The organism is Cryptosporangium phraense, assembly GCF_006912135.1.
GTDB classification, from domain to species: domain Bacteria; phylum Actinomycetota; class Actinomycetes; order Mycobacteriales; family Cryptosporangiaceae; genus Cryptosporangium; species Cryptosporangium phraense.
Genome location: NZ_VIRS01000018.1, coordinates 24,099 through 49,428 on the forward strand (window position 1 = coordinate 24,099; position 25,330 = coordinate 49,428).

Annotated in this window: 28 protein-coding genes; 10 read left to right on the top strand and 18 right to left on the bottom strand. The window is 72.4% G+C overall.

All coding sequences use genetic code 11. The annotated features are described in order from the left end of the window. Nucleotides 1-4: 4 nt before the first annotated feature. From FL583_RS24005 to FL583_RS24025, 5 genes are read right to left on the bottom strand one after another with little or no spacing between them, the layout of a single operon-like run. Nucleotides 5-643, bottom strand: coding sequence for an ABC transporter (locus FL583_RS24005; protein WP_142707072.1), 639 nt, complete (start codon nucleotides 641-643; stop codon nucleotides 5-7). Then, complete coding sequence (locus FL583_RS24010) at nucleotides 631-2,184, bottom strand: hypothetical protein (protein WP_142707073.1); 1,554 nt, start codon at nucleotides 2,182-2,184, stop codon at nucleotides 631-633. Before FL583_RS24010 ends, FL583_RS24005 begins: the two co-directional genes overlap by 13 nt. Beyond that, nucleotides 2,181-3,032 carry an ATP-binding cassette domain-containing protein gene (locus tag FL583_RS24015; protein ID WP_142707074.1) on the bottom strand — a complete coding sequence of 284 codons (852 nt, stop codon included), beginning with the start codon at nucleotides 3,030-3,032 and terminating at the stop codon, nucleotides 2,181-2,183. The genes FL583_RS24010 and FL583_RS24015 overlap by 4 nt, the downstream gene beginning before the upstream one ends. After that, nucleotides 3,029-3,835, bottom strand: a complete 807-nt coding sequence (locus FL583_RS24020; protein ID WP_142707075.1) for a cupin domain-containing protein — start codon at nucleotides 3,833-3,835, stop codon at nucleotides 3,029-3,031. Before FL583_RS24020 ends, FL583_RS24015 begins: the two co-directional genes overlap by 4 nt. After that, entirely contained in the window at nucleotides 3,832-4,377 is a 546-nt protein-coding gene (locus tag FL583_RS24025) for an RNA polymerase sigma factor (RefSeq protein ID WP_142707076.1), read from the bottom strand. The genes FL583_RS24020 and FL583_RS24025 overlap by 4 nt, the downstream gene beginning before the upstream one ends. A 54-nt stretch (nucleotides 4,378-4,431) precedes the next feature. On the opposite strand from FL583_RS24025, the gene FL583_RS24030 reads away from it, so the two are divergent. Genes FL583_RS24030 through FL583_RS24040 form a run of 3 tightly spaced genes read left to right on the top strand, consistent with a single transcriptional unit; the run spans nucleotide 4,432 to nucleotide 6,868 of the window. Beyond that, entirely contained in the window at nucleotides 4,432-4,851 is a 420-nt protein-coding gene (locus FL583_RS24030) for a VOC family protein (protein ID WP_142707077.1), read from the top strand. Between the two features lie 43 nt (nucleotides 4,852-4,894). Beyond that, nucleotides 4,895-6,385, top strand: a complete 1,491-nt coding sequence (locus FL583_RS24035) for a tetratricopeptide repeat protein (RefSeq protein WP_142707078.1) — start codon at nucleotides 4,895-4,897, stop codon at nucleotides 6,383-6,385. Continuing rightward, on the top strand, nucleotides 6,386-6,868 hold the full coding sequence (locus tag FL583_RS24040; RefSeq protein ID WP_142707079.1) for a GNAT family N-acetyltransferase: 483 nt from the start codon (nucleotides 6,386-6,388) through the stop codon (nucleotides 6,866-6,868). On the opposite strand, the gene FL583_RS24045 is transcribed toward FL583_RS24040, so the two are convergent. After that, nucleotides 6,776-8,209 carry an MDR family MFS transporter gene (locus FL583_RS24045; protein ID WP_142707080.1) on the bottom strand — a complete coding sequence of 478 codons (1,434 nt, stop codon included), beginning with the start codon at nucleotides 8,207-8,209 and terminating at the stop codon, nucleotides 6,776-6,778. The two genes, FL583_RS24040 and FL583_RS24045, sit on opposite strands and share 93 nt — an antisense overlap. 74 nt (nucleotides 8,210-8,283) lie before the next feature. Here FL583_RS24045 and FL583_RS24050 point away from each other — a divergent pair, with 74 nt between their 5' ends. Beyond that, nucleotides 8,284-8,886, top strand: a complete 603-nt coding sequence (locus FL583_RS24050) for a TetR/AcrR family transcriptional regulator (protein WP_142707081.1) — start codon at nucleotides 8,284-8,286, stop codon at nucleotides 8,884-8,886. On the opposite strand, the gene FL583_RS24055 is transcribed toward FL583_RS24050, so the two are convergent. Beyond that, nucleotides 8,849-9,652: an alpha/beta hydrolase gene (locus FL583_RS24055; protein ID WP_142707082.1), complete on the bottom strand. Its 804-nt coding sequence runs from the start codon at nucleotides 9,650-9,652 to the stop codon at nucleotides 8,849-8,851. The two genes, FL583_RS24050 and FL583_RS24055, sit on opposite strands and share 38 nt — an antisense overlap. Before the next feature lie 76 nt (nucleotides 9,653-9,728). Here FL583_RS24055 and FL583_RS42500 point away from each other — a divergent pair, with 76 nt between their 5' ends. Together FL583_RS42500 and FL583_RS24060 are read left to right on the top strand one after the other, a co-directional pair. Next, nucleotides 9,729-9,860, top strand: a complete 132-nt coding sequence (locus FL583_RS42500) for a glycine zipper domain-containing protein (protein WP_276611635.1) — start codon at nucleotides 9,729-9,731, stop codon at nucleotides 9,858-9,860. Nucleotides 9,861-9,945: 85 nt separating this feature from the next. Continuing rightward, nucleotides 9,946-10,701, top strand: coding sequence for a maleylpyruvate isomerase family mycothiol-dependent enzyme (locus FL583_RS24060; protein WP_142707083.1), 756 nt, complete (start codon nucleotides 9,946-9,948; stop codon nucleotides 10,699-10,701). Here the strand turns inward: FL583_RS24060 and FL583_RS24065 are convergent. The 3 genes from FL583_RS24065 to FL583_RS24075 are packed head-to-tail and all read right to left on the bottom strand — an operon-like array spanning nucleotide 10,688 to nucleotide 11,725. Further along, on the bottom strand, nucleotides 10,688-11,098 hold the full coding sequence (locus tag FL583_RS24065; protein ID WP_142707084.1) for a VOC family protein: 411 nt from the start codon (nucleotides 11,096-11,098) through the stop codon (nucleotides 10,688-10,690). The two genes, FL583_RS24060 and FL583_RS24065, sit on opposite strands and share 14 nt — an antisense overlap. A gap of 10 nt (nucleotides 11,099-11,108) precedes the next feature. Then, on the bottom strand, nucleotides 11,109-11,492 hold the full coding sequence (locus FL583_RS24070; RefSeq protein ID WP_142707227.1) for a helix-turn-helix transcriptional regulator: 384 nt from the start codon (nucleotides 11,490-11,492) through the stop codon (nucleotides 11,109-11,111). A gap of 32 nt (nucleotides 11,493-11,524) precedes the next feature. Beyond that, a complete protein-coding gene (locus FL583_RS24075; protein ID WP_205752407.1) occupies nucleotides 11,525-11,725 on the bottom strand; it encodes a VOC family protein in 201 nt (66 codons plus the stop codon). A gap of 72 nt (nucleotides 11,726-11,797) precedes the next feature. Between FL583_RS24075 and FL583_RS40310 the strand changes: the two genes are divergently transcribed. After that, nucleotides 11,798-11,950 (top strand): hypothetical protein, encoded by a 153-nt coding sequence (locus tag FL583_RS40310; protein WP_170323841.1) that lies wholly within the window; start codon nucleotides 11,798-11,800, stop codon nucleotides 11,948-11,950. On the opposite strand, the gene FL583_RS24080 is transcribed toward FL583_RS40310, so the two are convergent. Together FL583_RS24080 and FL583_RS41090 are read right to left on the bottom strand one after the other, a co-directional pair. Continuing rightward, complete coding sequence (locus FL583_RS24080; protein WP_142707085.1) at nucleotides 11,951-13,381, bottom strand: SagB/ThcOx family dehydrogenase; 1,431 nt, start codon at nucleotides 13,379-13,381, stop codon at nucleotides 11,951-11,953. Between the two features lie 10 nt (nucleotides 13,382-13,391). Beyond that, on the bottom strand, nucleotides 13,392-14,600 hold the full coding sequence (locus FL583_RS41090) for a helix-turn-helix domain-containing protein (RefSeq protein WP_205752408.1): 1,209 nt from the start codon (nucleotides 14,598-14,600) through the stop codon (nucleotides 13,392-13,394). A gap of 312 nt (nucleotides 14,601-14,912) precedes the next feature. On the opposite strand from FL583_RS41090, the gene FL583_RS24090 reads away from it, so the two are divergent. Then, nucleotides 14,913-15,146 carry a hypothetical protein gene (locus tag FL583_RS24090; protein WP_142707086.1) on the top strand — a complete coding sequence of 78 codons (234 nt, stop codon included), beginning with the start codon at nucleotides 14,913-14,915 and terminating at the stop codon, nucleotides 15,144-15,146. Here the strand turns inward: FL583_RS24090 and FL583_RS24095 are convergent. From FL583_RS24095 to FL583_RS24105, 3 genes are read right to left on the bottom strand one after another with little or no spacing between them, the layout of a single operon-like run. Then, nucleotides 15,143-16,426, bottom strand: coding sequence for a sensor histidine kinase (locus FL583_RS24095; RefSeq protein WP_142707087.1), 1,284 nt, complete (start codon nucleotides 16,424-16,426; stop codon nucleotides 15,143-15,145). The two genes, FL583_RS24090 and FL583_RS24095, sit on opposite strands and share 4 nt — an antisense overlap. A gap of 55 nt (nucleotides 16,427-16,481) precedes the next feature. After that, complete coding sequence (locus FL583_RS24100; protein ID WP_240746783.1) at nucleotides 16,482-17,471, bottom strand: nitronate monooxygenase; 990 nt, start codon at nucleotides 17,469-17,471, stop codon at nucleotides 16,482-16,484. A gap of 47 nt (nucleotides 17,472-17,518) precedes the next feature. Then, on the bottom strand, nucleotides 17,519-17,995 hold the full coding sequence (locus FL583_RS24105; RefSeq protein ID WP_205752409.1) for a MarR family winged helix-turn-helix transcriptional regulator: 477 nt from the start codon (nucleotides 17,993-17,995) through the stop codon (nucleotides 17,519-17,521). Between the two features lie 72 nt (nucleotides 17,996-18,067). On the opposite strand from FL583_RS24105, the gene FL583_RS24110 reads away from it, so the two are divergent. Then, on the top strand, nucleotides 18,068-18,826 hold the full coding sequence (locus FL583_RS24110) for an oxidoreductase (protein ID WP_205752410.1): 759 nt from the start codon (nucleotides 18,068-18,070) through the stop codon (nucleotides 18,824-18,826). 3 nt (nucleotides 18,827-18,829) lie between these two features. Here the strand turns inward: FL583_RS24110 and FL583_RS24115 are convergent, their stop codons facing one another. Both FL583_RS24115 and dnaE read right to left on the bottom strand, forming a co-directional pair. Beyond that, entirely contained in the window at nucleotides 18,830-19,336 is a 507-nt protein-coding gene (locus FL583_RS24115; protein ID WP_142707089.1) for a DUF6300 family protein, read from the bottom strand. Further along, nucleotides 19,333-22,875: a DNA polymerase III subunit alpha gene (gene dnaE / locus FL583_RS24120; protein WP_142707090.1), complete on the bottom strand. Its 3,543-nt coding sequence runs from the start codon at nucleotides 22,873-22,875 to the stop codon at nucleotides 19,333-19,335. The genes FL583_RS24115 and dnaE overlap by 4 nt, the downstream gene beginning before the upstream one ends. A gap of 119 nt (nucleotides 22,876-22,994) precedes the next feature. Between dnaE and FL583_RS24125 the strand changes: the two genes are divergently transcribed. Next, nucleotides 22,995-24,176 carry a serine/threonine-protein kinase gene (locus FL583_RS24125; RefSeq protein WP_142707091.1) on the top strand — a complete coding sequence of 394 codons (1,182 nt, stop codon included), beginning with the start codon at nucleotides 22,995-22,997 and terminating at the stop codon, nucleotides 24,174-24,176. Here FL583_RS24125 and FL583_RS24130 read toward each other — a convergent pair. Continuing rightward, a complete protein-coding gene (locus FL583_RS24130; RefSeq protein ID WP_142707092.1) occupies nucleotides 24,166-25,272 on the bottom strand; it encodes an NAD(P)H-dependent flavin oxidoreductase in 1,107 nt (368 codons plus the stop codon). The genes FL583_RS24125 and FL583_RS24130 overlap by 11 nt on opposite strands. Nucleotides 25,273-25,330: the final 58 nt, after the last annotated feature.

Here is a 25,330-nt window from a genome sequence, read left to right on the forward strand (position 1 = left end):
AACTTCAGCGCCGTCGCGCTGCCGTAGCGGCCACCGCGACCGCGGCCCCCGCCAGCACCACCGCCCACCGGTCATGAGCCGCCCCCCAACCCGGATCACCCACCCCGACGAACAACGCGACGCCGCGCGGCAGCAACGCCAGCCCCCCGAACAGCCCCAACAGCGCCGGCCCGGTCACCGGCGACGCGACCCCGCGCTCCACCAGCCCCGTCCCGAAGACCGCCAGCGCCAACGCCACCGCGACCATCGCCGCCGCCTCGAGCCCGGTGCCGGGCAGCCGCAACGCCCGCCCGACCCCGTCCTCGGCCCCGGCCAGCACGATCCCGACCGCCACCGCCCACCAGACCCCGGACGCCACCACCGCGAACACCACCCGTACCGCCGTGGGAACCCACGCCGGAACCGGCACCACGACGGTCGTCGGCTTGGCCGGATCGTCCAGCAGGAACACCACCCCGACGGCCGCGCACACGGTCGCCAGCCGCAGCTGGAGCGTCAGCGACTCCGGGTCGAGCGCCGTGGCCAGCACGGCCGGAATCGCCAGCAGCACCCACCCGGCGATCGCCCCGGCCAGGAACGACCCGACCCGCGCGGCCCGGACCGTCGGCCGGGCGGCCACCGCGAGCAGCGTCAGCGTTCGCATCCGACCCGCTCCGACTCCGGCGGCTGCGCGGCCACCGACACCCCGGTCAGCTCGGCGAACCGCTCGACCCGGGTGTCCGGCGCGGTCAGTTCGGCCCAGTGTTCCCGAACCGTGGCCGACGCCCCCGGTGCATCGAGCAGGGCGAGCCCGGAGTACGCGTCCGAGTCCGGCACCGAGATCCCGCTGTACCCGGACAGATCGCTGAACACCAGCGCGTTCCAGCTCTGCTCGTCCAGCTCCCGTAACCCGTCCGGGGCGGCCTTCCCGACCAGCCACACGAGCAGCGCGCCCCGGGCACCGCAGACCGACATCCCGCTCCGCGTCGGATGCCCGGCGATCAGGCGGTACGCCACCGCGGCGGCGAAGACGGCCTCGTCCGGTGGCGAGCCCCAGGTGGTTCCGACCGGGATCGCGTCCGGCGTGCCGGCCGCCGCGCTCGCGCGCTGGTCGGTCGCCAGCCGGTCGCTCTCCTTCGCGGTGCTGCTGGTCAGGATCGGCTGACCGTCGACCCACACCCGCTGCCGGACCGCCAACCCGGGCGACGACACCCACGGCACCGCCGCCCGGACGTCCCGCACGACCTTGTCCCAGCCCGGGATCCACGGCGTGAAGTCGTCGAACGCGCAGTACTTCACGCCTCCGACGCTCCGGCACGTCTGCAGAGCCGCCGGGTCGTCCGTCGCGGTCTTGCGCAGCGCCGCCACCGACGACGACGTCCGGAACTGCGTCGTCCCGCCGAAGACCACCAGCGTCACCGCGATTCCCGCGGCCAGCCACACCCGCCGGGCGCCCGAGCGCAGCAGCGCCAGCACGCACACGACCAGCAGCAGGCCGATCACGTACACCAGGTGCCGCCCGGCCGGCCGGTCCAGCAGCTCGGACGGCACCGGCATCGTGAACTCCGCGGTGACGGTCGGGAACAGCAGCCGGGACCGGGACGGGTTCGAGGCGCCGATCGGCAGCACGAACGCGGCCGCGACCAGGAACAGCGCGATCAGCGGAGCGACGATCGCCGACCGCACGACCCGCCCCAGCAGGACGCCCACCGCCCCCAGCAGCCCGACGACGACCGGCGCCGTGAGCAGGTCGAAGACGTTGATCCGGCCGGCCGCCCCGGGCAACGCGGCCAGGATCGCCATCCGCACCCCGACCAGCAGCAGCGCCAGCCCGGCCGGGCCCGACAGGGCCAGCAGCAGCGCCCCGGTGCGCCACTGCGCCGGGAGCACCAGCACGTCGAAGAACTCGTCGGCCCGGTGGCGGTGCGGTCGCAGCGTCGCCAGGTTCGCGGTGATCAGCGCCCCGCTGCCGAGCACGAGCAACGCGATGAACTGCGTCGTCGCCATCTCCGTGCTGAGCACCGGATAGGAGTTGGGCGACAGCGCCAACCACCCGTACACCCAGGGCGTGACGAACAGCATCCCCGCGACGGCCGTCACCGGCGACTGCAGCATCCGCCTCGCCTCGACCCGGGCCAGCGCCCGCATGGCCCGGCCCCGGTCGGGCGCCGACACGTCCAGTGCCGGTACCGCCAGCGTCGTCATGCCAGGTCCACCAGCGTGAGGTACCCGTCCTCCAGCGAGGGCGGCAGCAGGTCGGCGTCCGGCGGAGGCGTGCCGACGTTGCGGAACAGCCCGGTGCCGGTCCGCCAGGACGCCAACGCCCCCTCGCCCCGGGCGGTACTCGTCCACACCCGACCGTCGGCCAGCGCGGTCAGCTCGGCGGGCGTCCCGGTGAAGCGGACCGCGCCGTGGTCCAGCACGATCACCTCGCGGCAGAGCGACATCACGTCCTCGGTCTGGTGGGTGGAGAGCAGCACGGACCGCTGTTCGCCCAGGTCGGCGATCAGCTCGCGGAACCGCATCCGCTGCTCGGGGTCGAGCCCGACCGTCGGCTCGTCGAGGATCAGCACCGGCGGGTCACCGACCAGCGCGGCGGCCAGCGCGACCCGCTGCCGGGCCCCGCCGGACAGCGTCCGGATCCGGCTCCCGCGGCGGTCGCCGAGCCCGACCGCGTCCAGCGCGTCGCGGACGGCCGCGTGCCGCGACCGGCGCTCGGTCAGCTCCTTGAGGATCGCCACGTAGTCGACGAACTCGAACGCGGTGAACGACCGGTGGAAGCCCGGGTCCTGGGGCAGGTACCCGATCCGGCGACGGGTCGCGAGCCGGCCCGCGCCGGTCAGCGGGTCGAACCCGAGCACCCGGAGGTGGCCCGAGTCCGGCGTCGCCGCGGTCGCGACGACCCGCAGCAGCGTCGTCTTGCCCGCGCCGTTCGGCCCGAGCAGCCCGGTGACCCCGGTGCCCAGTTCGAAGGACACGTCGTTCAACGCCACCGTGCGGCCGTAGCGCACGGAGAGACCGGCGCCGGAGACGGCCACGTCGGTCGTCGTCATCGAGACCTCCAGGAAAAAGTGCGGGTGCGGTCGAACGCGGCGGCCTGCCGCCGGAGGGCGACCGCGGCCACCGCGGTCGCGACCGCGACCGCCAACTGGCCGGTGACCGTGTAGAGCGGCGAGCCCAGCGACCGGGCTCCGGCCAGCACGACGACGCCGAGCCAGCCCAGGCTCACCACCGCGGCGGCCGGCACCGACCCGAGCCGCGGGGTGAACAGCAGCGTCAGGAGCGTCAGCGCGAGCGATGGCAGGAACCAGCCGACGATCCGCAGCCCGTAGCCGGTCATGAACAGGCTGGCCACCCCGGCCAGCACCGTGTTCACCGACAGCACGGCCAGGCAGCGCAGCAGCAACAGCCGGAACGTCGAGAACGGCGCGACGACCGTCGTCTCGTACGTCGGATCGATGCCTGGCCCGAACGACACCGCGACGCCCAGCAGCGGCAGCAGCGGCGTCAGCGTGAGGAACACGACCGGCTGGAAGACGTGCGCCATCAGCGCGGCCAGCGCCAGCGTCACGGCGACCGCGGTCAGCCACGACCCGCGCAGCGCCGGCGTCGCCACCAGCAGCCGCCCGGTGTGCGACGGCACCCCACACGCGGTCAGCGCGCGTTCGAACACCCCCGGACGCGGTGCGTCGAGCGCGGCGTCGAGCCGTTCCCACCCGGCCTCATCGTCGAAGGAGAGCCGGGAACGGCAGGAAGCGCACGCCATCAGGTGGGTCTCGACCGACCACAGCGCCGGGGCCGGCAGCGCACCGTTCTCGTACCCCTCGAGCAGGGACTCGTCGATGTGCCAACTCATGCCAGCTCCTGACGCAACTGCTGGCGGGCGCGCATGGCCCGCGTCTTCACGGTCCCGGCCGGGATGCCGAGCAGCACGGCCGCCTCACCGGTCGTCAGCCCGTCGAGGACCGTCGCCTGCAGGACGGCCCGCAGCTCCGGTGAGAGGCGGCCGATCGCGCCGGCCAGGTCGCCGTGCTCGACGCCCCGGAGCACGAGGTCCTCGGCCGACGGTTCCGGAGTGGACACCCGGAACCGCGCCAGCACCTGGCGCAGGCGTTCCTTGGCCCCCTGCTTGCGCAGCGCGTCCACCAGACGACGGGAGCCGATCCGCCAGAGCCAGCCGGTGACGTCGCCCTGTTCGCGGTAGCGCGCGGCCCCGCCGCGCCAGATACCCAGGAACGTCTCCTGAACGACGTCGTCGACCATCGTCGGATCCGCGCAGCGGTGCCGCAGGCGCAGCACCAGCCATCCCGCGTGCCGTCGGTAGAAGGTCTCGAACGCCGCTCGATCACCCGCGGCCACCCGGGCCAGCAGGTCGTCGTCGCGCGGTGAACCGTTCACACCCCTCCATCGCACCGGGACGGCAATTCGGTTCTCCGACCGTACGATCTGGAGATGACGCTGCCCCGGTTTCGCCATACCGTGCTGGACTGCGTGAACACGCGCGAGCTGGCCGAGTTCTACCGGCAACTGCTCGGCTTCGAGTACCGGCCCGGGCACGAGGCGCCCCCGGCCGGGCAGCCCGACCCGAACGAAGACTGGCTCGTGCTGCGCAATCCGACCGGTCCCGGCCTCGCGTTCCAGCGCGTCGAGAGCCTGCCCGAGGTCACCTGGCCGGAGGGCCCGATCCCGCAGCAGCTCCACCTCGACCTGACCGTACCCGACCACGCCACGCTGGCCGAGGTCCACAAGCGAACGATGGCCCTCGGTGCGACGTTGCTGGACGACACCCGTTCGGATGACCCGGACGAGGCGATCTACGTCTACGCCGACCCGGCCGGTCACCCGTTCTGCATCTTCCTGGCGGCGGGCTGATCCCGGGTTACGGTGACTTCACCGGCGGCGAGAGGAGAGCGGCGTGGCGGGATGGTCCCTCCCCGGGCGTGCCCACGTCCCTTCCGGGCGCGCCAACGTCAAGCCGGCGCTGAGGCTCGCGGACGACCGCGGCCGTCCGCCCCGCGTCTCCGACGTGCGGCTGGCCGACCTCGGCGTCCACGCGCCGCACGGTCGGTACGCGCCCCGGGAGGCCGATCGAGCGCTGGCGACGCTGCTCACCGGCGATGCGCCGCTCGTCGTCGTCCACGGAAAGAGGTTGACCGGGACGACCCGCACCGTGGCCGAGGCGGTCCGCACCCACCTGCCCGACCACACCCTGCTCGCGTTCCATCCCGACCCGCGGGTGCCGCTCGCCGCGCTCGTCGCGGCCGCGAAGCGGCACGCGGCCGACGGCGCGGTCCTGTGGATCGACGCGGCCGGCACCACCGCGTTACGACAGCTCGGAGACATCGAGGTCCCCGACGGCGTGCGGGTCCTGGTCACGGCCCACTCCGGCCTGCTGGCCGGAGCCCGGCTGCCCGACCCGCTCGTGGGTGCGGCGGTCCAGGTCGGTTCGCTCACGGCCACCGATCTGGACGCCCTGCGAGCGGTCGATGTGGACGTACCGGCCGAGCCGAAACCGACCAGGCTCGGGCGGCTGGTCGTGCCGCTGGAGCCACTGCGCCGGGCCTTGGACGGGGACGCCGGGCTCGATCGGCAGGCGCTGCTGCGGGTGTTCGCGGACTGGCAACGGCTCGATCCGCCGGTCCCGCTGACGACCGAGGCGCTGGCCGCGCTCTACGTCGACTACCGGCGCGAGTTGGGGCCGGTCGGGGTGCCGACGCTCTCCCGGGCGCTGGAGTGGGCGGTCGACCGCGGGCTGGTGACCGCGGTCGGCAGCCGCGGTTTCTACTACGGCAGCGGGCTGCTCTCCGCGGTGGCCGACCAGCAGCGGACGCCGGTCAGCGGCCGGTTCTGGCGGTACGCGGCCCGCACGTTCCCGGCCGACCTGCGCCGGGAGGTGGGCCTGGCCGCGTTCGACCGCGGCGACTACCCGCACGCCCGGGACCTGCTCGACGACGTCGCCGACGTCCCGCCCCGGGTGATGTACGGCATCGCCTACCGGGCTCATCGCAGTCGCAGCGTGGCCATCGCCCGGCGCTGGTACGAGAAGGCGATCGCGGCCGGGTCGGTGCCGGCCCGCGTCGACCTGGGGGTGCTGGAGGCCGCCGAGGGGCGGGCGTCCGTGGCCCGGACGTGGTTCCGGGCCGCGATCGACGGCGGTGACCCGGGCGAGGCGTCCCGGGCCATGCACGGCCTCGGCGTGCTGGAGCGCGAGCACGGAAACCTGGACGAGGCCCGGCGCTGGTTCACCGGCGCGGCCGCCAGCGACGACCCGGTGCAGGCCGCGAGCGCGATGGTCGATCTCGGGGCGCTGGCCGAGGACCTCGGCGACGTCGACGAGGCCCGCTCCTGGTACGAACGAGCCCGAGCCCACTCCGGCCGCCCGATCAGCGTACTGAGGCCGGTCTGAGTGCGCCTGCGTAACGTCCGCCTCGACGATGTCGACGCCTACGTGCGGATGCGCTGCGACCCGGTGATGATGGCCGAGTTGGGCGGCCCGGTGCCCCGCGCGGGCATCGAGGACAAGGTCGCCCGGGACGTCCGCGAGGCCGAGGCCGACGAGAGCTGGATCCTGATCGTCACGCCGGACGACTCCGACGAGGTCATGGGACACATCGCGCTCTGGACGCACGAGCAGGTCTCTGAGATCGGCTGGATTGTGCTGCCCGAGTACCAGGGCCGCGGGGTCGGGAAGTGGGGCGTCCGGACGGTGCTCGACCGGGCCGCGGCGGACGGGCGGTGGGAAACGATCCACGCGTTCCCCGCCGTGACGAACGCCCCGTCGAACGGGATCTGCCGGTCAGTGGGCTTCACGCTGCTCGGCGCGGGAGTCACCGACTACAACGGGCACCGGCTCGTCACGAACCACTGGGTCGTCGGTCCGTCCGGGTAGGAGCAGGGCTACGAGTACGGCCAGTGCGGTGAAGGCGATCGTCCACCAGAACGTCGTCTCGTAGGCGGAGACGGCGCCGGAGGCGGCGGTGGCGCGGGCCAGCACGACGGCGAGGACCGCGCCGCCGAACGAGCCACCGACCTGCTGCGCGGTGCGGGTGAGGATGCTGGCGTGCGGGGCGTCGGCGGGGTCGAGGCCGCGGTAGGAGCCGGCGATCAGCGGGATCACCACCCCGCCGAGCCCGAATCCACGGACCACCAGCGCACCGGCCAGCAACCACTCGTTCGTACCGGCGTCGGCCAGCGCGAACGGAACCGTGCTGAGCGCGACGATGATCAGGCCGCCGAACACGAACCAGCGGGGCCCGTACTTGTCGGTGAGCCGGCCGGCGGCCGTGCGCGAGAGCAGCGACCCGAGGCCCTGCGGGGCCAGCAGCAACCCGGCGGCCAGCGCGTCGTGGCCGCGGACCTGCTGGAAGTACAGCGGCATGACCAGCATCGCCCCGTAGAGGACGAACCCGGAGAGGAACAGCAGCACGGCCGACGCGCTGAACGTCCGGTACCGGAACAGCTTCAGGTCGACGAGCGGCTCGGCCCGGCGGCTCAGCGCCCGCACCGCGAACGCGGCCACCAGCCCGGCCCCGACGACGATCGGCCCGACCACCGACGCGTGCCCGAACCCCTGGTGGACGCCGACCTCGGACAGCCCGTAGAGGATCGCCGCGATGCCGGGGGAGAGCAGGGCGAGCCCGGTGACGTCGAGTTTCGCGGAGGCGGACTCCGGACGGTCGGACGGCAGCAACCGCCAGGCCAGGACCAGCGAGAACAGGCACAGCGGGACGTTGACCCAGAAGATCCAGCGCCACGAGAACGAGTCGACGATCAACCCGCCGATCACCGGCCCCAGCACCGGGCCGAGCACCGCGGGCAGCCCGATCGTCGCGGTCGCCTTGCCGAGCCCGCGCTGGCCGACGGCCTGGACCGCGAGCGTCTGCATCACCGGCAGCATCAGGCCTCCGCCGGCGCCCTGCAGGATCCGGAAGCCGATCAGGCTGCCCGCGCTCCAGGCGAACGCCGAGCCGATCGAGCCGAGCAGGAACAGCGTCATCGCGAGGATCCAGGACCGCTTCCCGCCGATGCGGCGCAGCAGCCACCCGGTGATCGGAATGACCATGCCCAGGGCCAGCAGGTAGCCGGTGGTGACCCACTGGATCGTGGCCAGCGGGGTGTCGAGTTCGCGGGCCAGCGTGCGGAGGGCGACCGCGACGATCGTCGTGTCGAAGAGCACGGCCAGGACGCCGGGCACCATCACGATCGCCAGGGTCTTCAACTTGAGAGACATCGGCGCTCCTTATTTAGGAGACAAGCGTGTACCTTGAGATCGGCAGATGTCAATAAGAGGCAGGGGTGTATCTAATGGCGCAGACCCGCCGCCGTGGCGAGGAGCTGGAGGACGCGCTGCTCGCGGCGGCCTGGGAGGAGCTGAAGGAGGGCGGCTACCAGGGCTTCACGATGGAGGCGGTGGCCGAGCGGGCCCGCACCGGCCGGCAGGTCCTGTATCGCCGCTGGCCGAACAAGAAGGACCTGGTGATCGCCGCGATCAGCCGGTACTTCGACACGAACACGGTGGAGACGCCCGACACCGGCACGCTGCGCGGTGACCTGATCGCCTACCTGGTCTCGGCGTCGACCGCGCGCCTCGAGCTGATCGCGGTGTTCACGGTCGCGCTGGCCGAGTACTTCGACGACAGCGGTGAGAGTCCGGCCGACCTTCGGGCGCAGGTGCTGGCCGGGCGCCGGAGGGGTACGGATGTCATCTTCGAACGGGCGGCGGCCCGGGGTGAGGTGGAGCCGTCGCGGCTGACGCCTCGGATGGTTGCGCTGCCGTTCGACCTGCTCCGTAGTGAGCTGATGATGACCCGGCGCCCGGTTCCCGAGCAGACGATCGTCGAGATCGTCGACGACGTGGTGCTGCCCGCGGTCACGTCCGGCGCGCCAGCCAGGCTGTCGTCTCCCTGATCACCAGGGCCTGCCACTCGCGGGTCTGGGGATGGGCGTAGGTGGGGTCGTCGTGGACGGCGAAGCCGTGTTGGGCGCCCTCCAGTTCGATCAGGGTGGAGCGGGCCAACTGCGCGACGGCTTCGCGCGACGAATCGATCGGGACGAACGTGTCCTTGGTGCCGTGGACGATCAGCGTCGGCACGGCGATCCGGGGTAACGCCTCCCGCGCCGAGACCTGAAAGACCTCGTTGAGCATCGCCCGCCCCAGCCGGAACGTCGGCGAGTGCTCGACGAACCCCGCGCGGTCGAGGCGGGCCGCGCCGTCGGCGTCGATGTGATCGCCGGACCAGTACGGCTTCTCGTCGACGAACCGGCGCTTGTAGTCCAGCAACGGGTTGAACAGCACCAGATCGCGCACGTCGCCGGCCGCCGCCACCAGCGCGCACACCCCGCCGCTGAAGCTCGTCCCGATCAGCGTCGGTGCGCCGCCGATCGTCCGGACCTCGTCGAGCGCGGCGCGCACGTCGTTCGCGGCGGCCGAGAGCGTGAGCTCCTCCTGGCGCCCGGCGCTCCCGCCGTGCCCCCGCAGGTCGAAGCGGAGCGACGCGACGCCCACGTCGGCCAGCCCCTCGGCCAGCCGGACGTAGAACCCGCCCTCGTCCCGGGTGACGCCACCGCCGTGGACGAGCACCGCCGATCTCTCGACGGGGGACTCCGGCTGGGTCAGCGTGCCCTCGAGCCTGGTGCCATCGAAACTACGGAAAGTGACGTCCACATGCGACATTTGTTGCCTCCCGGTGCCGCAGCTCACTTCATCAGACCACTGAAGTGACTTTGCGTACACCAATTACGGTGGGGGCATGCGAGTGGGCATCGGATTGGGGATCGCGCTCGGAGCCGCCTTCGGGCTGCTGTTCCACAACCTCGCGCTCGGCGTCGCGTTAGGTGTGGCGATCGGCATGGGCTGGGGCGTCAGTTCCCGCAAGCGCTGACAAGATCGGTCCAGAGACCGATTGCCCCCGCGCGACGCGCGGACCGGTAGCGGCGCCGGAGCCCGCGGCGAGCTACCGTCACTCCATGGACCACGGGGAATACTGCAAAGCGCTGTTCCGCGAGATCGATCGGTTAGCTGCCCTCCTGCCGGACACCGATCTGACGACACCGGTCCCGAGCTGCCCCGCCTGGGATCTGGGCAAACTGGGCGGCCACGTAGGTGCCACCGAGCGGTGGGTCACCGCGATGATCACGTCGGGCTCCACCGAGAAGCTGCCGTTCGCCGAGTTCGAGGAGAACATCCCGACCGAGGCCACCGCTCTGTCCGACTGGGTCGCGGCCGGCGTCGACGGGCTGATCAGCGCACTGGTCGCCGCGCCCGCGCACCAGCAGGTCTGGACGCTGGGCGGCACGACCCGGCCGACCGCGTTCTGGGCCCGCCGAATGCTCCACGAAGCCGCCGTCCACCGCACGGACGCCGCTCTCGCGCTCAACGTCCCGGCCTCGGTCGACCCGGTCGTCGCCCGGGACGGCATCGAGGAAATCCTGACGATCCTGCCGTACGCGCCCCGCCTGGCCGGGTTCGGCGCGGTCCGCGGCGACGGCCAGTCGATCGAACTTGTGGCGACCGACGTCGACGCCCGGTGGCGCATCGACATCGGTGCGGCCAGCTTCGCCTGGCGTCCGACTGCGGCCGGTCAGGAGCCGGTCGAGGCGACCGTCACCGCGACCGCGACCGTCTCGAACCTCTACCTGTTCCTGTGGGGACGCCCGGCGGTCCCGCAGATCGCCGGGGACTCCAGCCTGCTGGCCCGCTGGTCGGCCACTACGGCTTTTTGACGTATTCGGAGAAACGAACAGCATTGCCGGACGGATCCCGGAACGCGCAGTCGCGGACGCCGTACGACTGCTCGACCGGTTCCTGCACCACCTCGGCGCCGGCCGCGGCCAGACGCTCGAACGTGGCCCCGCAATCGTCGGTCGTGAAGATCAAGGCGGTCAGGTTGCCCTTGGCCACGATCGCGCTGAACGTCTCGGCGTCCGGGCCGAGACGCATGGCCGGCGTCTCCAGCACGATCTCGACGTCCGGCTGATTCGGGGCGTGGAGGGAGAGCCAGCGGTTCGGGCCGAACGTCAGGTCTTCCTTGACCACCAGGCCGAGCAGGTCGCGGTAGAACGCGAGTGCTTCGTCCTGGTCGTCGACGACGACGAACGTGTGCGAGAGCGAAAGTTCCATGCCGGCCACGCTAGGCGCGGGCCGGTACCGCGCGCTTCTCCGAAACTGCTCGATCCAGGGCCAGCCGTTCGTAGTGGGCCCGGACGCAGCCCGGGACGCTGGTGACCGGATGCGACCGGGCCCGGTACGCGCTCGGCGTCTCGCCGACCAGCGCGGTGAAGCGGGAACTGAACGACCCCAGCGAGGTGCATCCGACCGCGAGGCAGACGTCGGTGACGCTCAGGTCTCCGCGCCGGAGCAGCACCTGCGCCCGTTCGATCCGGCGCGTCATCAGGTAGCCGTAGGGCGTCTCGCCGTAGGCGGCCCGGAACTGGCGGGCGAAGTGCGCCGGTGACATGAGCGCGGTGCGGGCCAGCGCCGGGACGTCGAGCGGCTGGGCGTACTCGCGGTCCATCCGATCGCGCGCGCGGCGCAGCCCGTCGAGGCTCACGAGGGCGTCACGGTGAAGAACTCGTAGCTGTGGCCGCCGCGGTCGTCGAAGTCGAGCGTGAGGTCGTCGTTGACCCGGACCGGCGCGAACGGTCCGGCGTCGGGGCCGGGTTCGAGACCGAGCAGCGCGCCGAAGAACCCGGCGGCCGCGTGCCGGTCACAGGCCCGGACGATCGTGTCGTTCAGCGTGACTGACACCTGGCCTCCGGGAAAGACGTATGCGGATCGCCTACGACTAGACCATGAACGACGGAGGCCCGGCGCCGGGAGTTGCGGCTCACCCCGGCCGGAACCGAACTGCTGGCCGCCGCCCGGGACTGGCAGCGCTCGACGTTCACCGAGCTCACCGCCGACTGGCCCGCCGACGACCGGGAGCGGTTCGGGGCCTACCTGGCCCGGCTGGCCGAGGATGTCGGAGCGTGATCAACGCACCTTCGGTGTGACCATGCGGAACTCGGCCGGTACTCCGGGTGCGCCGCCGGGCCGGTTGCGATACGCGGGCACGCCGACACATGTGAACAGCAGCGTGACCAGGTCCGACGGTTCCCGGAGCAGGGCAGGCACCTCGGAGTCGAGGAACGTCATGCCGGTGGCCCCGGCGCCGAGCGCGTAGGCGGCCAGGTGCAGGCGCCCCTCGACCAGGCCGGCTGCGAGCTGCGCCTCGCGGTAGGTGTGGTCGTCCAGGTCGGCGTCCCGGACGGCGGCGATGACGACATAGGACGCTTCGCCGCCCAGCTCCTGGCCGACGCAGATCCGGACCAGCTCGTCGCGGGACGTGTCGGTGTGCACCGGCGTCGACAGGTCGGGACAGCGGTACAGCCCCGGCTGTACGTCGTCGACGCCGTGCACGACGACCCAGTGCGGGACGTCGATACCGCGCAGCGCGGCGCGCAGCGACCACTCGAACGTGGCCCGGGGCAGGTTCCGGGCCGGGTCCATCCGGCGCTGCGAGCCCCGCTGCAGGATCACGACGTCGAGCGACTCCGACGGCGGAGCGTCGTCGAGCGGTGCCCCCGAGGACCACGGACGACCGAGCTCGTCGCGCTCACCGGCCCGCTGGGCCAGCGTGCAGAGCGGGAACTCGACCGACGGCAGCTCGCCGCACTCGGCCGGCCCGGTCGGGGCGATCGCCGGTTCGTCCGGGCCGAACGTCAGCAGGGCCAGCGGGTACTCGTGGACGCCGTCCGCCCCCACGAGCGCGCGCAGCGTCGCGTCGGGAAAGAGAGTTCGAAGGGACGGGGACAGCCCGGCGCTCGCCGTGGCCGCGGAGAGCTGCGCGAGCAGCGTGCCCGCGTCCCAGTAGAGGTGACGCCAGCCGCGCTCGGCGTAGCGCCAACCGGTGCGCCACGGAACGCCGGTCACGACGAGCGTGGTGGCGCCACCTACGGCGGGCGGGCCGACCTGCACGAGCGCGTGCGCACGGGGGTCGTACCAGTGGACGCCGTCCGGGACGCCCGGTACCGACCGCGTGCTGGCGTAGACCTCCAGCGGGAAGCGGGCCCCGGCCGAGCCGGAGGCGCGGAACGGGTGCGGGCGGCCGCGCCGCTCGGTCACCCGGGTGATGCCCGCGCCGAGGTAGAGGATCCGCCCGAGCTGCCGAGCATCCAGCTCGGACGCCGGTGTGGACGCTCCGGCCAGGGTCTCGGTGGCGCTCAGCGCCGGGGGCGGGAGGTCACGGGGGAGCGGGGTGACCGGGAGCCCGCGGTAGGTCTTGGTGAACGGCGGGCTGATCGCGACGTCGTTGGGGACGATGTCGTGACGCACGCGCGGATCGTCGGCGGGCACGTCCCACTCGCGGTCGTCGGAGTACGACGTGAGGCGGTGCAGCAGACCGGCCCCGCTATCCCCGTTCATCCACCAGACACTAGCGACGAACCGCGTCGAACAGCCGCTGGACGGCCAACGGGCGCTCGCTTCCCCGGCGCAGCACCCCGGCCAGCCGGCGCAGCTCGTGCCGGATCCGCGACGAGCTGAGATCGGTCGCCACGTCGTACGCGGCCAACCCGACCCGGGCCGCCTCCTCCGGACGCCCGGCCCGGGCCAGCGACGTGCCCAGCAGCGTGAGCGAGTAGGCCCGGTCGCGCCGGGAGAACCCGTGATGAGCCTGCCAGCGGGCGTGCGCCTCCAGCGCGCGCTCCGGCTCGCCGGCCTCGGAGTAACAGAGCGCGGTCTGCAGGGCGAACAGCGGATACCCGTAACCGGCGCCCAGGTCGTCGGGCGCATCGGCCGAGAGCAGGTCCTCGGCCTCGTGCAGCTTGGCCTGCACGGCCGGCAGCCGGGCACCCAGCATGGCCTGGGCGCGGGCCTCCTGCTGCGCGGCCTCGGCCCGCACCCGGTCGGGGACGTGCCACGGCCCCTCCTGCACCGCGCGGGAGAGCGTCAGCATCCGGGGTGCGTCCCGGTCGTCCCACGCGGCCTGGCTCTTGCGCAGCAGGACGTAACCCTGCATGGCCAGGTCACCGGCCTCCTGGGCCCACTCGGTGGCGCGGTCCCGCCAGTACGCCGCCTGGCTCGGGCCGCCGGCGTCCCGGTAGAGCCAGCCGGTGAACTCGGCCGCCCGCGCGCCCACGCCGAGCAGCGCGCCGCGGACGTCGCTGCGCACCGAGCGGGCACTCCGGTCGATCGCGCCGACCAGCCCGAGCGCCGCGGGCAGCGCCGCGCGGGGGCCCAGCGACCCGTCGTCCCGGGCCAGCGCGTCCAGGCGCTCGCGGAACTGGCCGACGACGTCCCCGTCGAAGTAGCGGCGGGCGTCGTCCAGGGCGGCGCTGATCTTGCTGAGGTCGTCCGTGCTGAGCGCGGGCAGCGAGGTCGGGATCTCGGGCTCGGGCGCGAACAGCTCGTCGGACATCAGATACGAGAACCGGTCGCGGGCCGGGCCGGACGCCTGGGCCAGCGCGGTGTCGAGCACCGCCTGCATGTCCGGCCGGGGACGGATGTCGGTGCCCGCCGACTCCCAGTTCGAGATCGTTCGGGCCGCGACGCCTAGCCGGTCGGCGAAGTCACGGATGGACAGGCGCAGCGCCTCACGCAGCGCACGCGCCTCACGTCCGGTCCAGTGCGTGACAGCAGTCATCCGGCCTCCGGGCGCGTCGACGTCAGACGGTGCCCGGATGCCGTGTTTTCAGCGGTGATGCAGCGTGGTTGCAGCGCAGTGACCTACCTGCTGCGTCCCCCGGGTATCAGGCTAGAGGTATCCGTTCCGTCGCGTTGTCCGGGAACTGCGGCGAAGGCTGCTCTCCGACTCCAGTTCGGAGGGTGGCCGCGGGCACAGCCCCTCTCCCGGCGGTGCGTGGGTTCGCGCGGCCCGGCTTACCCGGTCGCCGGCCCTGCGTCCTCCCTGCCGCCGGGAGAGGACCCCTCACCCCTTGGCGGAAGGAGCCCTCCGATGGCAGTCACGGACCCGGTAAGAACCAACTTCCGGCCACCGGGCTGGACGCGGAACGCGACCACCGAAGACGTGGACACTGCCCACCGGATCCTGCCGATGCACGCCCCGACCGAATCGTCGCGGGGATGTTGTGCCAGCGCACTGCACCTGATCAACGCACCGGCGTGGCCGTGCGAGCAATACCTCTGGGCCAAGGCCGTGATCGACGCGGCCGAGCGCCAGGAGATCTAGCGGGACGGGACCGTGACGTCCACCGCGGACTCGGAGATCGTCAGCAGGCCGCCGGCCGCGCGGATCCGCAGGGCCATCGCGCTGGAGTCGGTGCCGGCCAGGTCGGCGCCGTCGATCCGGAGCCGCAGGACCCCGTCGGACAGGGTGCCGACCACCTCGACGCCGCCACGTCGGTGGTTCGCGAACACCCAGCAGGCCGCGTAGTAGGCCAGCGTCTCGGCGTCCGGGGCGAGACGCTCCGGCGGCACGGTGATCAGGGCCGGGACGCCGTACCGGCTCGCGGCCGCGTCCAGCGCCGGGCCGAGCCCGGACTCGGTGAGCGTCATCGAGTGGATGCCGTGGGCCAGCTCGCGGAGCTCGCGCAGGGCCAGCCCGAGCTGCGCCTGGGCGTCGGCGAGGACGCGGCCGGCCCGCTCGTCGGTCTCGTGGCTGCGGGCGACGCCGAGCCGGACCGTCAGCGCGGAGAGCCTGGTCTGGGCGCTGTCGTGCAGGAGCTGTTCGAGCTCGCGCCGCTCGGCCCACCCGGCCTGGAGCGCCCTGGCCTGGGTGCGGTGTGCGTTCGACACCGCGTGCAGGCGAGCGGCGGCCAGCGCCGGAGTGATGAGGTCGAGTACCGCGAGCACCCGTCTTCGGGCCGTGACCGACAACACCGCCAGGTCGGGGACGGCCACTCCTTCGGGTTCGGGTACCTCGTGCCCGTCGGCGTCCAGATGGACACCGACGCCGGGGGACCAGTACGCGATCTCGAGCGCGGGGTCGGCCAGCGCCTGACGCAGCGCCGCGCGCAGCGCGTCGCCGGTGATCGGCCGGGGCAGCTCGGCGACCCGCTGGACGACCCGGAGCTGGAAGATCCGCGACCGGAGCGTCGCCGCCACCACCGCGGTGGCCAGCACGAGCAGAGCCGCCACGACGGAGATCGGGAGCAGAGGGACGGCGAGCACCGGGGCCCACCGGGCCGCCCCCCGCACCGCCGTCACGTAGAGCCCGACCGCGACCGCGAGCGCGATCCAGAACGCGATCTCCCCGAGTCGCTCGACGCGTGCGGTACCCCACGCTCCGGGCCGCCCCAGCGGCCACAGCAGACCACATGCCCACCAGGCCGCGGGCAGCGCGAGACCGGGCCGGAACCCGTTCAACACCCCGGCGACGAGCGCGAACGCCACCGCGACGACCACCGGCCCCAGCTCGGGCGGGCGCTGCGCCTCGACGGCCTCCAGTCCGACGACGACGACCCCCAACGCGGCGGTGACGAGGATTCGCGAGCGGCCTACCAGTTGCACCCTCCCAGGGAACGATGTCCCGAAGCTCCCGGCCAGGGTGCGGGCACCCAATAAGTCAGGGGGCCAGCGCGTGGATGATGTCGGCCGCGGGGGCGTCCTGGGCGGAGGCGTGGCCGGTGCCGGCCCAGAGCGCCATCCGGTCGGTGTCACCGGCCTTCGCGGCGGCCGCCCGCAGCGGGCGGGTCAGGTTGTGGACCTGCGGGTACGCCTCGATCGCGTCGCTCTCGTGGGCCCGGATGAACTCGTTGACCAGCCCGCGGGCCCGGCGGCCGGTGAAGGCGCGGGTGATCGTCGTTTCTCCCTTGACCAGGGCGTCCTTGTGGGCCGGGGACGCGCCGGACTCGGGGCTTCTGAGCAGCGCGGTGCCGACCTGGGCGTACCAGGCGCCGGCCCGGAGGACGGCGTTCACGGCGTCCCGGTCGGCGAGGCCGCCGGCGGCCACCAGCGGGAGGTCGGTGACGGTCTTCACGGCGTCCAGGAGCTCCCGCAGCGGCACCGGTTCGGCGTCCGGCGTCCAGGACCCGCGGTGGGCTCCGGCCTCGGCGCCCTGCAGCAGCAGCGCGTCCGCTCCGGCGGCCGCGGCCGCGCGGGCCTCGTCGAGCGTGGTGACGGTCACCGCGACGGCCGAGCCGGCGTTCCGCAGCGCGGCGACCGCGCCGGCCGGGCACCCGAACGTCAGGCCGACGACCGGCAGCGGGTCGGTGAGCAGCAGCTCGAGCTTCCCGGCCCAGTCGTCGTCGTCCCAGCGCGGGGTGCCGAGTTCGACGCCGAGCTTTTCGGCGTCCGGGGCGAGCGTGGCCGCGTAGGCGTCGGTCCGGGCGTCGGTGTCCCGCCAGGGGACGAACAGGTTCACGCCGAACGGCCGGGACGTCCGGTCGCGGACCGCCGCGATCTGGTCCCGCAGCTGCCCGGCGCTGAGGTACCCGGCCGCGACGAACCCCAGCGCCCCGGCCCCGGCCACGGCCGCGACCAGGTCGGGAGTGGTGGCGCCGCCGGCCATCGGCGACTGGACGATCGGCAGGTCGAGCGGGGGCAGCGCAGGCACGTCCCCAAGCTTTCCACACCTGTGGATAGAACCTGTGTACGAAGAATTCAGCCTTCGGGGCGGCCGAGCGACGACGGGGTGGCGCAGTGGGCGTTGCCGCCGGTCATGTCGTCGCGGAGAAGCGCGAGTAGCCGGGTCAGCTCGGCCCGGTCACCGGCGGTGAGAACGCCGAACAGCTCGTCCTCGACCGCCCGCTGGGCGTCGCCGGCCTCGCGCAGTCGCTCGCGGCCGGCCTCGGTCAGCAGAACGACGTGCCGACGCCGATCGGCCGCGTCCCGCTGACGGCTGACCAGGCCGTCGGCCTCCAGCGGGTTGAGCTGGGTGACGAGCATGCTCGCCGCGGTCTGGGTGCGGGCGGCCAGGTCGGTCTGCCCCAGCGGCCCATGGTCGTGGAGCAGCCCGAGGATGTGGAACTGCTGCGGGGTGAGCCCGTGAGCGATGTGCGCCTCGCGCAGACGGCGATTCGCCTCTCGTCCGAGAAGGGCGAACATCAGCCCCGGCCGGTCGCGCTGGATGAAGGACACCACTGCACCTTACCGAGTTCAATCATGTAGGTTCATAAACGATTCTGGAACATGCATGGTTGAGGGAGCATCGTGAGTTTAGGACTCGAGGGAGCGCGGGCGGTCGTCACCGGCGGGACGCGGGGCATGGGCGCGGCCACCGTGCGGCGCCTGGTCGACGAGGGAGCGCGGGTGGTCGCGATCGCCCGGAACGCCGCTCCGGTGCCGGCCGGGGTGCACCTGGTGACCGCGGACCTGAGCACCGCCGACGGCGTCGAGGCGGCCGCGGCGGCGGCTCTCGATCACCTCGGCGGGCTCGACGTGCTGATCGACAACGCCGGGCAGAACTCGCCGGTCCCGGCCGGCGTGCTCGCCGCCGACGACGAGGACTGGCGCGTCAACCTGGACACCAACCTGCTCTCGGTCGTCCGGCTCGACCGGATCCTGGTGCCGCACCTGGTGGCCCAGGGCTCCGGGGCGGTCGTTCACGTCTCGTCCGGTGCCGCGCGGTCGCCGCAGCCCAACGCGATCCCCTACGCAGCGGCGAAGGCCGCGCTCAACGCGTACAGCACCGGCCTGGCCACGGCGGTCGGTCCGCACGGCGTCCGGGTGACGGGGGTGCTGCCCGGCATCGTCGAGAACACCGAGTCGTACGCCCGGGCGGCGGCGGACACCGGCCGCACGGTCGAGCAGATCCGCGCGGATCTGCTGGCCCGGCTCCCGGTTCCGCTCGGCCGGATCGGCACGCCCGAGGAGGCGGCCGAGGTCATCGTGTTCCAGGCTTCCCCGCGGGCGTCCTACCTGACCGGGATCTTGGTTCCGCTCGACGGCGGGCTGCTGGCGTCCCGGTAGCGGTCAGGGCCAGCGGTAGATCCGGGCCCGGGGCGGCCAGGGGCGGGCCGCGCACGGCTCCGCTTCGGCGAACGCGACCCACGACTCGGTGCGCTCGTCACCGACGACGTCGGCCAGGCCGGCCCACTCCCGGGCGTCGACGTAGGGCCGGCAGTCGTCGCAGGCGTACCAGTCGCCGGCCGGAACCGAGGCGGCCGGGCCGGCGCGGTAGGCCCAGCGGGGCACCGCGGTCTCGCAGAAGTCACAGATCAGCCCGGCGCCGGCGGCCGCCGGCGCCGCGAGCTGCGCCATCCAGGCGTCGACCGACGCCTCGAGCTCCAGGCCGTCCACCCACCGACGCACGAGCGCCGCGACCTCGTCCAACTGGGCCGTGGTGTCGATCTGCCCGTTCACCGCGAACCAGAGCACGATCGGGCCGCCCGTCGGGTGATCGAGGTCGCAGCCGGCGCAGAGCACCGCGCTCTCCACCGCCAGCAACCCCGGCCCGCCGCAGCGGGTACAGCCGGTCACTCGATCGCCGACGGTCCCAGCAGGGCCTTCAGGTCGGCCATCAGCGCCGGGGTCGGCGTGACCCGGACGTTGTCGCCGAGCTTCCAGCGGGTCGCCCGCGCCTTGTGCTGCAGCTTCAAATGCACCTCGGTCGTCCCGGGGTGGATCGAGAGCGTCTCCCGCAGCGACGCGACCAGCTGGTCGTTCACCCGGTTGGCGGTGACCACGATGATGACCGGCTTCTCCGAGTCGGCCTCGCCGAGATCGAGCAGCGCGAGGTCTTGAGCCAGCAGCTGAGGCTGGTCTTCCCGCTTGTCGAGCCGGCCCTTGACCAGTACGACCGCGTCTTCCACCAGGTGCTGGCCGACCAGCTCGTACGTGGCCGGGAAGAACCGGACCTCGACACCGCCCTCGAGGTCTTCGATGCGGGCGCTGGCCCAGAGCTTGCCCTGCTTGGTGACCCGCTTCTGCAGCCCGGAGAGCAGACCGCCGACCGCGACCTGCCGGCCGTCGGGGTAGTCGTCGCCGGTCAGGGCCGAGATCGGGCAGTCGACCTTCGCGGCCAGCAGGTGCTCGACGCCGGAGAGCGGGTGGTCGGACACGTACAGGCCGAGCATCTCCCGCTCGGTGGCCAGCTTCTCGTTCTTCGGCCACTCGTCGGTGCCGATCGGCGGGGTGAACGCCGTGCCCAGATCCTCGCCGCCGGACTCCCCGAAGGCCGCCCCGAACAGGTCGAACTGACCGACCGCCTCACTCTTCTTGATCTCGGCGAACGACTCGACCGCGGCCTCGTGCACCGCGAGCAGACCCTTGCGGGTGTGCAGCAGCGAGTCGAACGCGCCGGCCTTGATCAGCGCGTCGACGACCTTCTTGTTGCAGACGATCGCCGGGGTCTTCTTCAGGAAGTCGTAGAAGTCCTTGTACGCGCCCTTCTCGGCCCGGGCGGCGATGATCGCCTCGACCGCGTTGGCGCCGACGTTACGCACACCGGCCAGGCCGAAGCGGATGTCGGTACCGCGCGGGGTGAAGTTCGCGTCGGACTCGTTGACGTCGGGCGGGAAGACCTTGATGCCCATCTTGCGGCACTCGTTGAGGTACACCGCCATCTTGTCTTTGTCGTCCCGGACGGACGTCAGGAGCGCGGACATGTACGCGGCCGGGTAGTTGGCCTTGAGGTAGCCGGTCCAGTACGAGACCAGCCCGTACCCGGCGGTGTGGGCCTTGTTGAACGCGTAGTCGGAGAACGGGACCAGGACGTCCCAGAGTGCCTTGATCGCCTGGGCGGAGTAGCCGTTGGCCGCCATGCCCTCGGAGAACGGCTTGAACTCCTTGTCGAGGATCTCCTTCTTCTTCTTGCCCATCGCCCGGCGGAGCAGGTCGGCGGCGCCCAGCGTGTAGCCGGCGACCTTCTGCGCGATCGCCATGACCTGCTCCTGGTACACGATCAGGCCGTGCGTCGTGTCCAGGATCTCCTTGAGCGGCTCGGCCAGCTCCGGGTGGATCGGCGTCTTCTCCTGCTGCCCGGTCTTGCGCAGCGCGTAGTTCGTGTGCGAGTTCGCGCCCATCGGGCCCGGCCGGTACAGCGCGAGCACCGCGGAGATGTCTTCGAAGTTGTCCGGGCGCATCAGCCGCAGCAGCGAGCGCATCGGACCGCCGTCGAGCTGGAAGACGCCGAGCGTGTCGCCCCGCGCGAGCAGCTCGTACGTCGGGCCGTCGTCGAGCGGGAGCTTGAGCAGGTCGATGTCGGGGCCGCCGTCGGCCACGATCGCCTTCAGGCAGTCGTCCAGCACCGTGAGGTTGCGCAGGCCGAGGAAGTCCATCTTCAGCAGGCCGAGCGTCTCGCAGGTCGGGTAGTCGAACTGCGTGATGATCGCGCCGTCGGAGGCCCTCATCCAGACCGGGATGTGGTCGGTCAGCGTCTCCGACGACATGATGACGCCGGCCGCGTGCACGCCGGCCTGGCGGATCAGGCCCTCGAGGCCCCGCGCGGTGTCGATGACCTTCTTGACGTCCGGGTCGCTCTCGTAGAGGCCCCGGATCTCGCCGGCCTCGTTGTACCGCTTGTGGCTCGGGTCGAAGATGCCGGAGAGCGGGATGTCCTTACCCATCACCGCCGGGGGCATCGCCTTGGTGATCCGGTCGCCGACCGCGTACGGGTAGCCGAGGACGCGAGCCGAGTCCTTGATCGCCGCCTTGGCCTTGATCGTGCCGTACGTGACGATCTGGGCAACCTTGTCGGCGCCCCACTTCTCGGTCACGTACCGGATGACGTCACCGCGCCGACGCTCGTCGAAGTCGATGTCGATGTCGGGCATCGAGACGCGGTCGGGGTTGAGGAACCGCTCGAAGATCAGGCCGTGCGGGAGCGGGTCGAGGTCGGTGATGCCCATCGCGAACGCGACCATCGAGCCGGCCGCGGACCCACGGCCGGGGCCGACCCGGATGCCGTTGGCCTTCGACCAGTTGATGAAGTCGGCCACGACCAGGAAGTAGGACGGGAAGCCCATCTGCAGGATGATGCCGATCTCGTACTCGGCCTGCTTCTTGTGCTCCTCGTCGTAGCCCTCCGGGAAGCGGCGCTTCATGCCCTCCCAGACCTCGTGCCGGAACCAGCTCTCCTCGGTCTCGCCCTCGGGCGTCGGGAACACCGGCATGAGGTTCTTCTTGGTGAACATGCCGGTCGTGTCGACCTTCTCGGCGATCGCCAGCGTGTTCGCGCACCCGGCCTGCCAGGCCTCGGACGAGTCGATGCCGTACATCTCGGCGGCCGACTTCAGGTAGTAGCCGGTGCCGTCGAACTGGAACGTCGGCGCGGCCAGCGTCGAGCCGGTCTGGACGCACAGCAGGGCGGCGTGCGACGTCGCCTCGGCCTCGTGGGTGTAGTGCGAGTCGTTCGTGACGACCGGCGGGATGCCGAGCTTCTTGCCGATGTCGAGCAGACCGTCGCGGACCTGGCGCTCGATGCGCAGCCCGTGGTCCATCAGCTCGAGGTAGAAGTGCTCCTTGCCGAAGATGTCCTGGTACTTCGCGGCGGCCGCGAGCGCCTCGTCGAAGTGGCCCAGCCGGAGCCGGGTCTGCACCTCACCGGACGGGCAGCCGGTCGTGGCCATGATGCCGTTGGAGTGCTGGGCCAGCGTCTCGGCGTCCATCCGGGGCCATTTGACGAAGTAGCCCTCGGTGTACGCGCGGGACGAGAGCTGGAGCAGGTTGTGCAGCCCGTCGTTGTTGCGGGCCCACATCGTCATGTGGGTGTACGAGCCCGACCCGGAGACGTCGTCGCCCTTCTGGTCGGGGCGGCCCCACTGGATGCGTTTCTTGTCGTATCGGCTGGCCGGGGCAATGTAGGCCTCGGTGCCGATGATCGGCGTGACCCCGGCCGCGGTGGCCTGCGTGTAGAAGTCGTAGGCGCCGTAGGTGTTGCCGTGGTCGGTCATCGCGATCGCGGGCATCTCGAGGCGCTGGGCCTCGGCGAACATCTGCTTGAGGCGCGCCGCTCCGTCCAGCATTGAGTACTCGGTGTGAACGTGCAGGTGGACGAATCCATCGGCGGCGCGGGGCATCGGACGAGCGCCTCCTGGGGCGTGAGTGGCCGGGGAGCACCTGGCACATTACCCGTCCGCCGCACCGCTCGGAGCGAGCGACGGGCCGCTCCTACGGGTGGTGCAGTACCTTGGCTCACATGACGCAGCAGGGCGATTCCACGCCGCTGCTGGACGAGGCTCGTTCGCTGCGCACCGCGCTCGACGAGGTGGCCGCGAGGCGTCGCGAGGTCCTCGATCGGTACGACGTCCTGAGCCTGGCCCTGATGCTGATCGGGGTGTCGGTCTTCGCCTCGGTGGCCGCGTTCTCGTTCTCGTCCGGGCAGACCGGGCGGGGGCAGGCGTTCCTCGTGCTGACGCTGCTGGCGGTGCCGTTCGTGCTGTTCGCGGCCTGGACGTCGGTGGGCCGGTTCCTGGTGCTCTCCCGGCGGGCCGCGCGGATGGAACAGCGCCTGGTGACGCTGCCGAGCCCGGTAGAAGAAGCGGTGACGACGATCGAGGCCGCGCTCCCCGCCTACGTGGTCCGCCGCGGCCTGGGCCAGGGCGGGTGCGGCGTCGTCTACCTGGCCGAGCACCGCCGGGCCGGGTGGAGCCGAGCGGTCAAACTTCTCACCGAAACGGCTCTGCCCGACTCGCAGGAACGGTTCCTGCGCGAGGCCCAGGTGATGGAGAGCCTCGACCACCCGCACATCGCCCGGGTCTACGAGTACGTCGAGAACTGCATCGTGATGGAGTACCTGCCCGGCGGCACCGCGGTGGCCCGGGCCGGCCAGGGCCCCGGCGTCGTCTGCGCGATCGGGCTCGGGGTCGCGTCCGCGCTGGCCGCCGCCCACCAGCGCAACGTCGTCCACCGCGACATCAAGCCCGGCAACCTGCTGTTCGCCGACGACGGCACGGTCAAGGTCACCGACTTCGGCATCGCGAAGCTGCTGGCCGCCGGGGCCACCGGGGAGCCGGCCAGCGTGCTGGCGCTCACGCCCGGCTACGCGGCTCCCGAGCAGCTCAACGCCGACGACATCACCGCGCGCACCGACCTCTACGGGCTGGCGGCGACGCTGTACCGCCTGCTCACCGGCAGTACCCCGCCGCTGCCCGGCCCCGACGGCGCGCCCCGGGCCGACCTCGCCGGCATCCCGCCCCGGATCGCGGCCGTGCTGGCCCGCTCGCTCGACGCGTACCCGGAACGGCGTCACGCCGACGCGCAAGCGTTCGCGCTCGATCTGGCTCGAGCGGCCGCCCGGGACATGCACCCCGGCTGGCTCGACGCCTCCGGCGTCCCGTTCCGCGGCGACCCGGAGATCCGCGCCGCCGCTAGTCGATAGTGGCCGCCACCCGCGCGGCCGCGTCCGCGTAGTCCGACGCCATCTCGTAGACGACGTCGCGGGTCGACTTCACCTCGTTCATCAGCCCGACGCCCTGCCCGACCCAGTACGTGGCCAGCTCCTGCGCCCCGGCGTCACCGGCCGCGGCCAGCGCGTCGACGTGGCGCAGGGCCGGCTCGCTGATCAGCGTCTGGAACGGCATCGGCAGCGGCTGGGGTGCGTCCGGCTGGGCCCAGGCGTCCGTCCAGGGCGAGCGCAGCTGACGCGACGGCTTCCCGGTGCGTCCCTTCGACCGGACGGTGTCCCGCGAGGTCGCCCGCAGCAGCTTCTCCCGGGTGTACGGGGCCGTCTCGGCCTCCGGCGTGGTCAGCCACACCGATCCGGTCCACACCCCGGCCGCCCCCAGCGCGATCGACGCGGCCATCTGCGCGCCGGTCACGATGCCCCCGGCGGCCAGCACCGGCACCGGTGCCACCGCGGCGACCACCTCGGGGATCAGCACCATCGTCGTCACCTCGCCGCAGTGCCCGCCGGCCTCGGTGCCCTGCGCGACGATGATGTCGACCCCGGCCTCGACCTGCCGGATCGCGTGCTCCCGGGCACCGACCAGCGCGGCCACCGGCACCCCGGCCGCGTGCCCGCGCTCGAGCATCACCGCCGGTGGGACGCCGAGCGCGTTGGCGATCAGCTTGATCGGGTGGCTGAACGCGACGTCGAGCAGGTCGTCGGGCGAGGGGACGCTCCACGCGTCGGCCGACCGCCCGGCGGGCGGCACCCCGTGGGCAGCGAGAATCTCGTCGACGTACGCCCGGTGTTCCTCGGGCACCGCGGCCAGCAGGTCGGAGGCGTCCGCGTGCGCACCCGGCTGCATCGCCGAGACCCGCTCGGGAACGATGATGTCGACGCCGTAGGGCCGCCCGCCGACGTGCGCGTCGATCCAGGCGAGCTCGGCCTCGAGCTGCTCGGGCGTGAACATCGAGCCGCCGAGCACCCCGAACCCGCCGGCCAGGCTCACCTCGGCGACGACGTCACGGCAGTGGCTGAACGCGAGTAACGGCAGGTCGACGCCGAGCAGGTCGCAGATCGCGGTCTTCATGTCGGCAATCGTGAACGCCCACGTTCATGTTGTAAAGTGCCCTTCACGATGGCCAGAG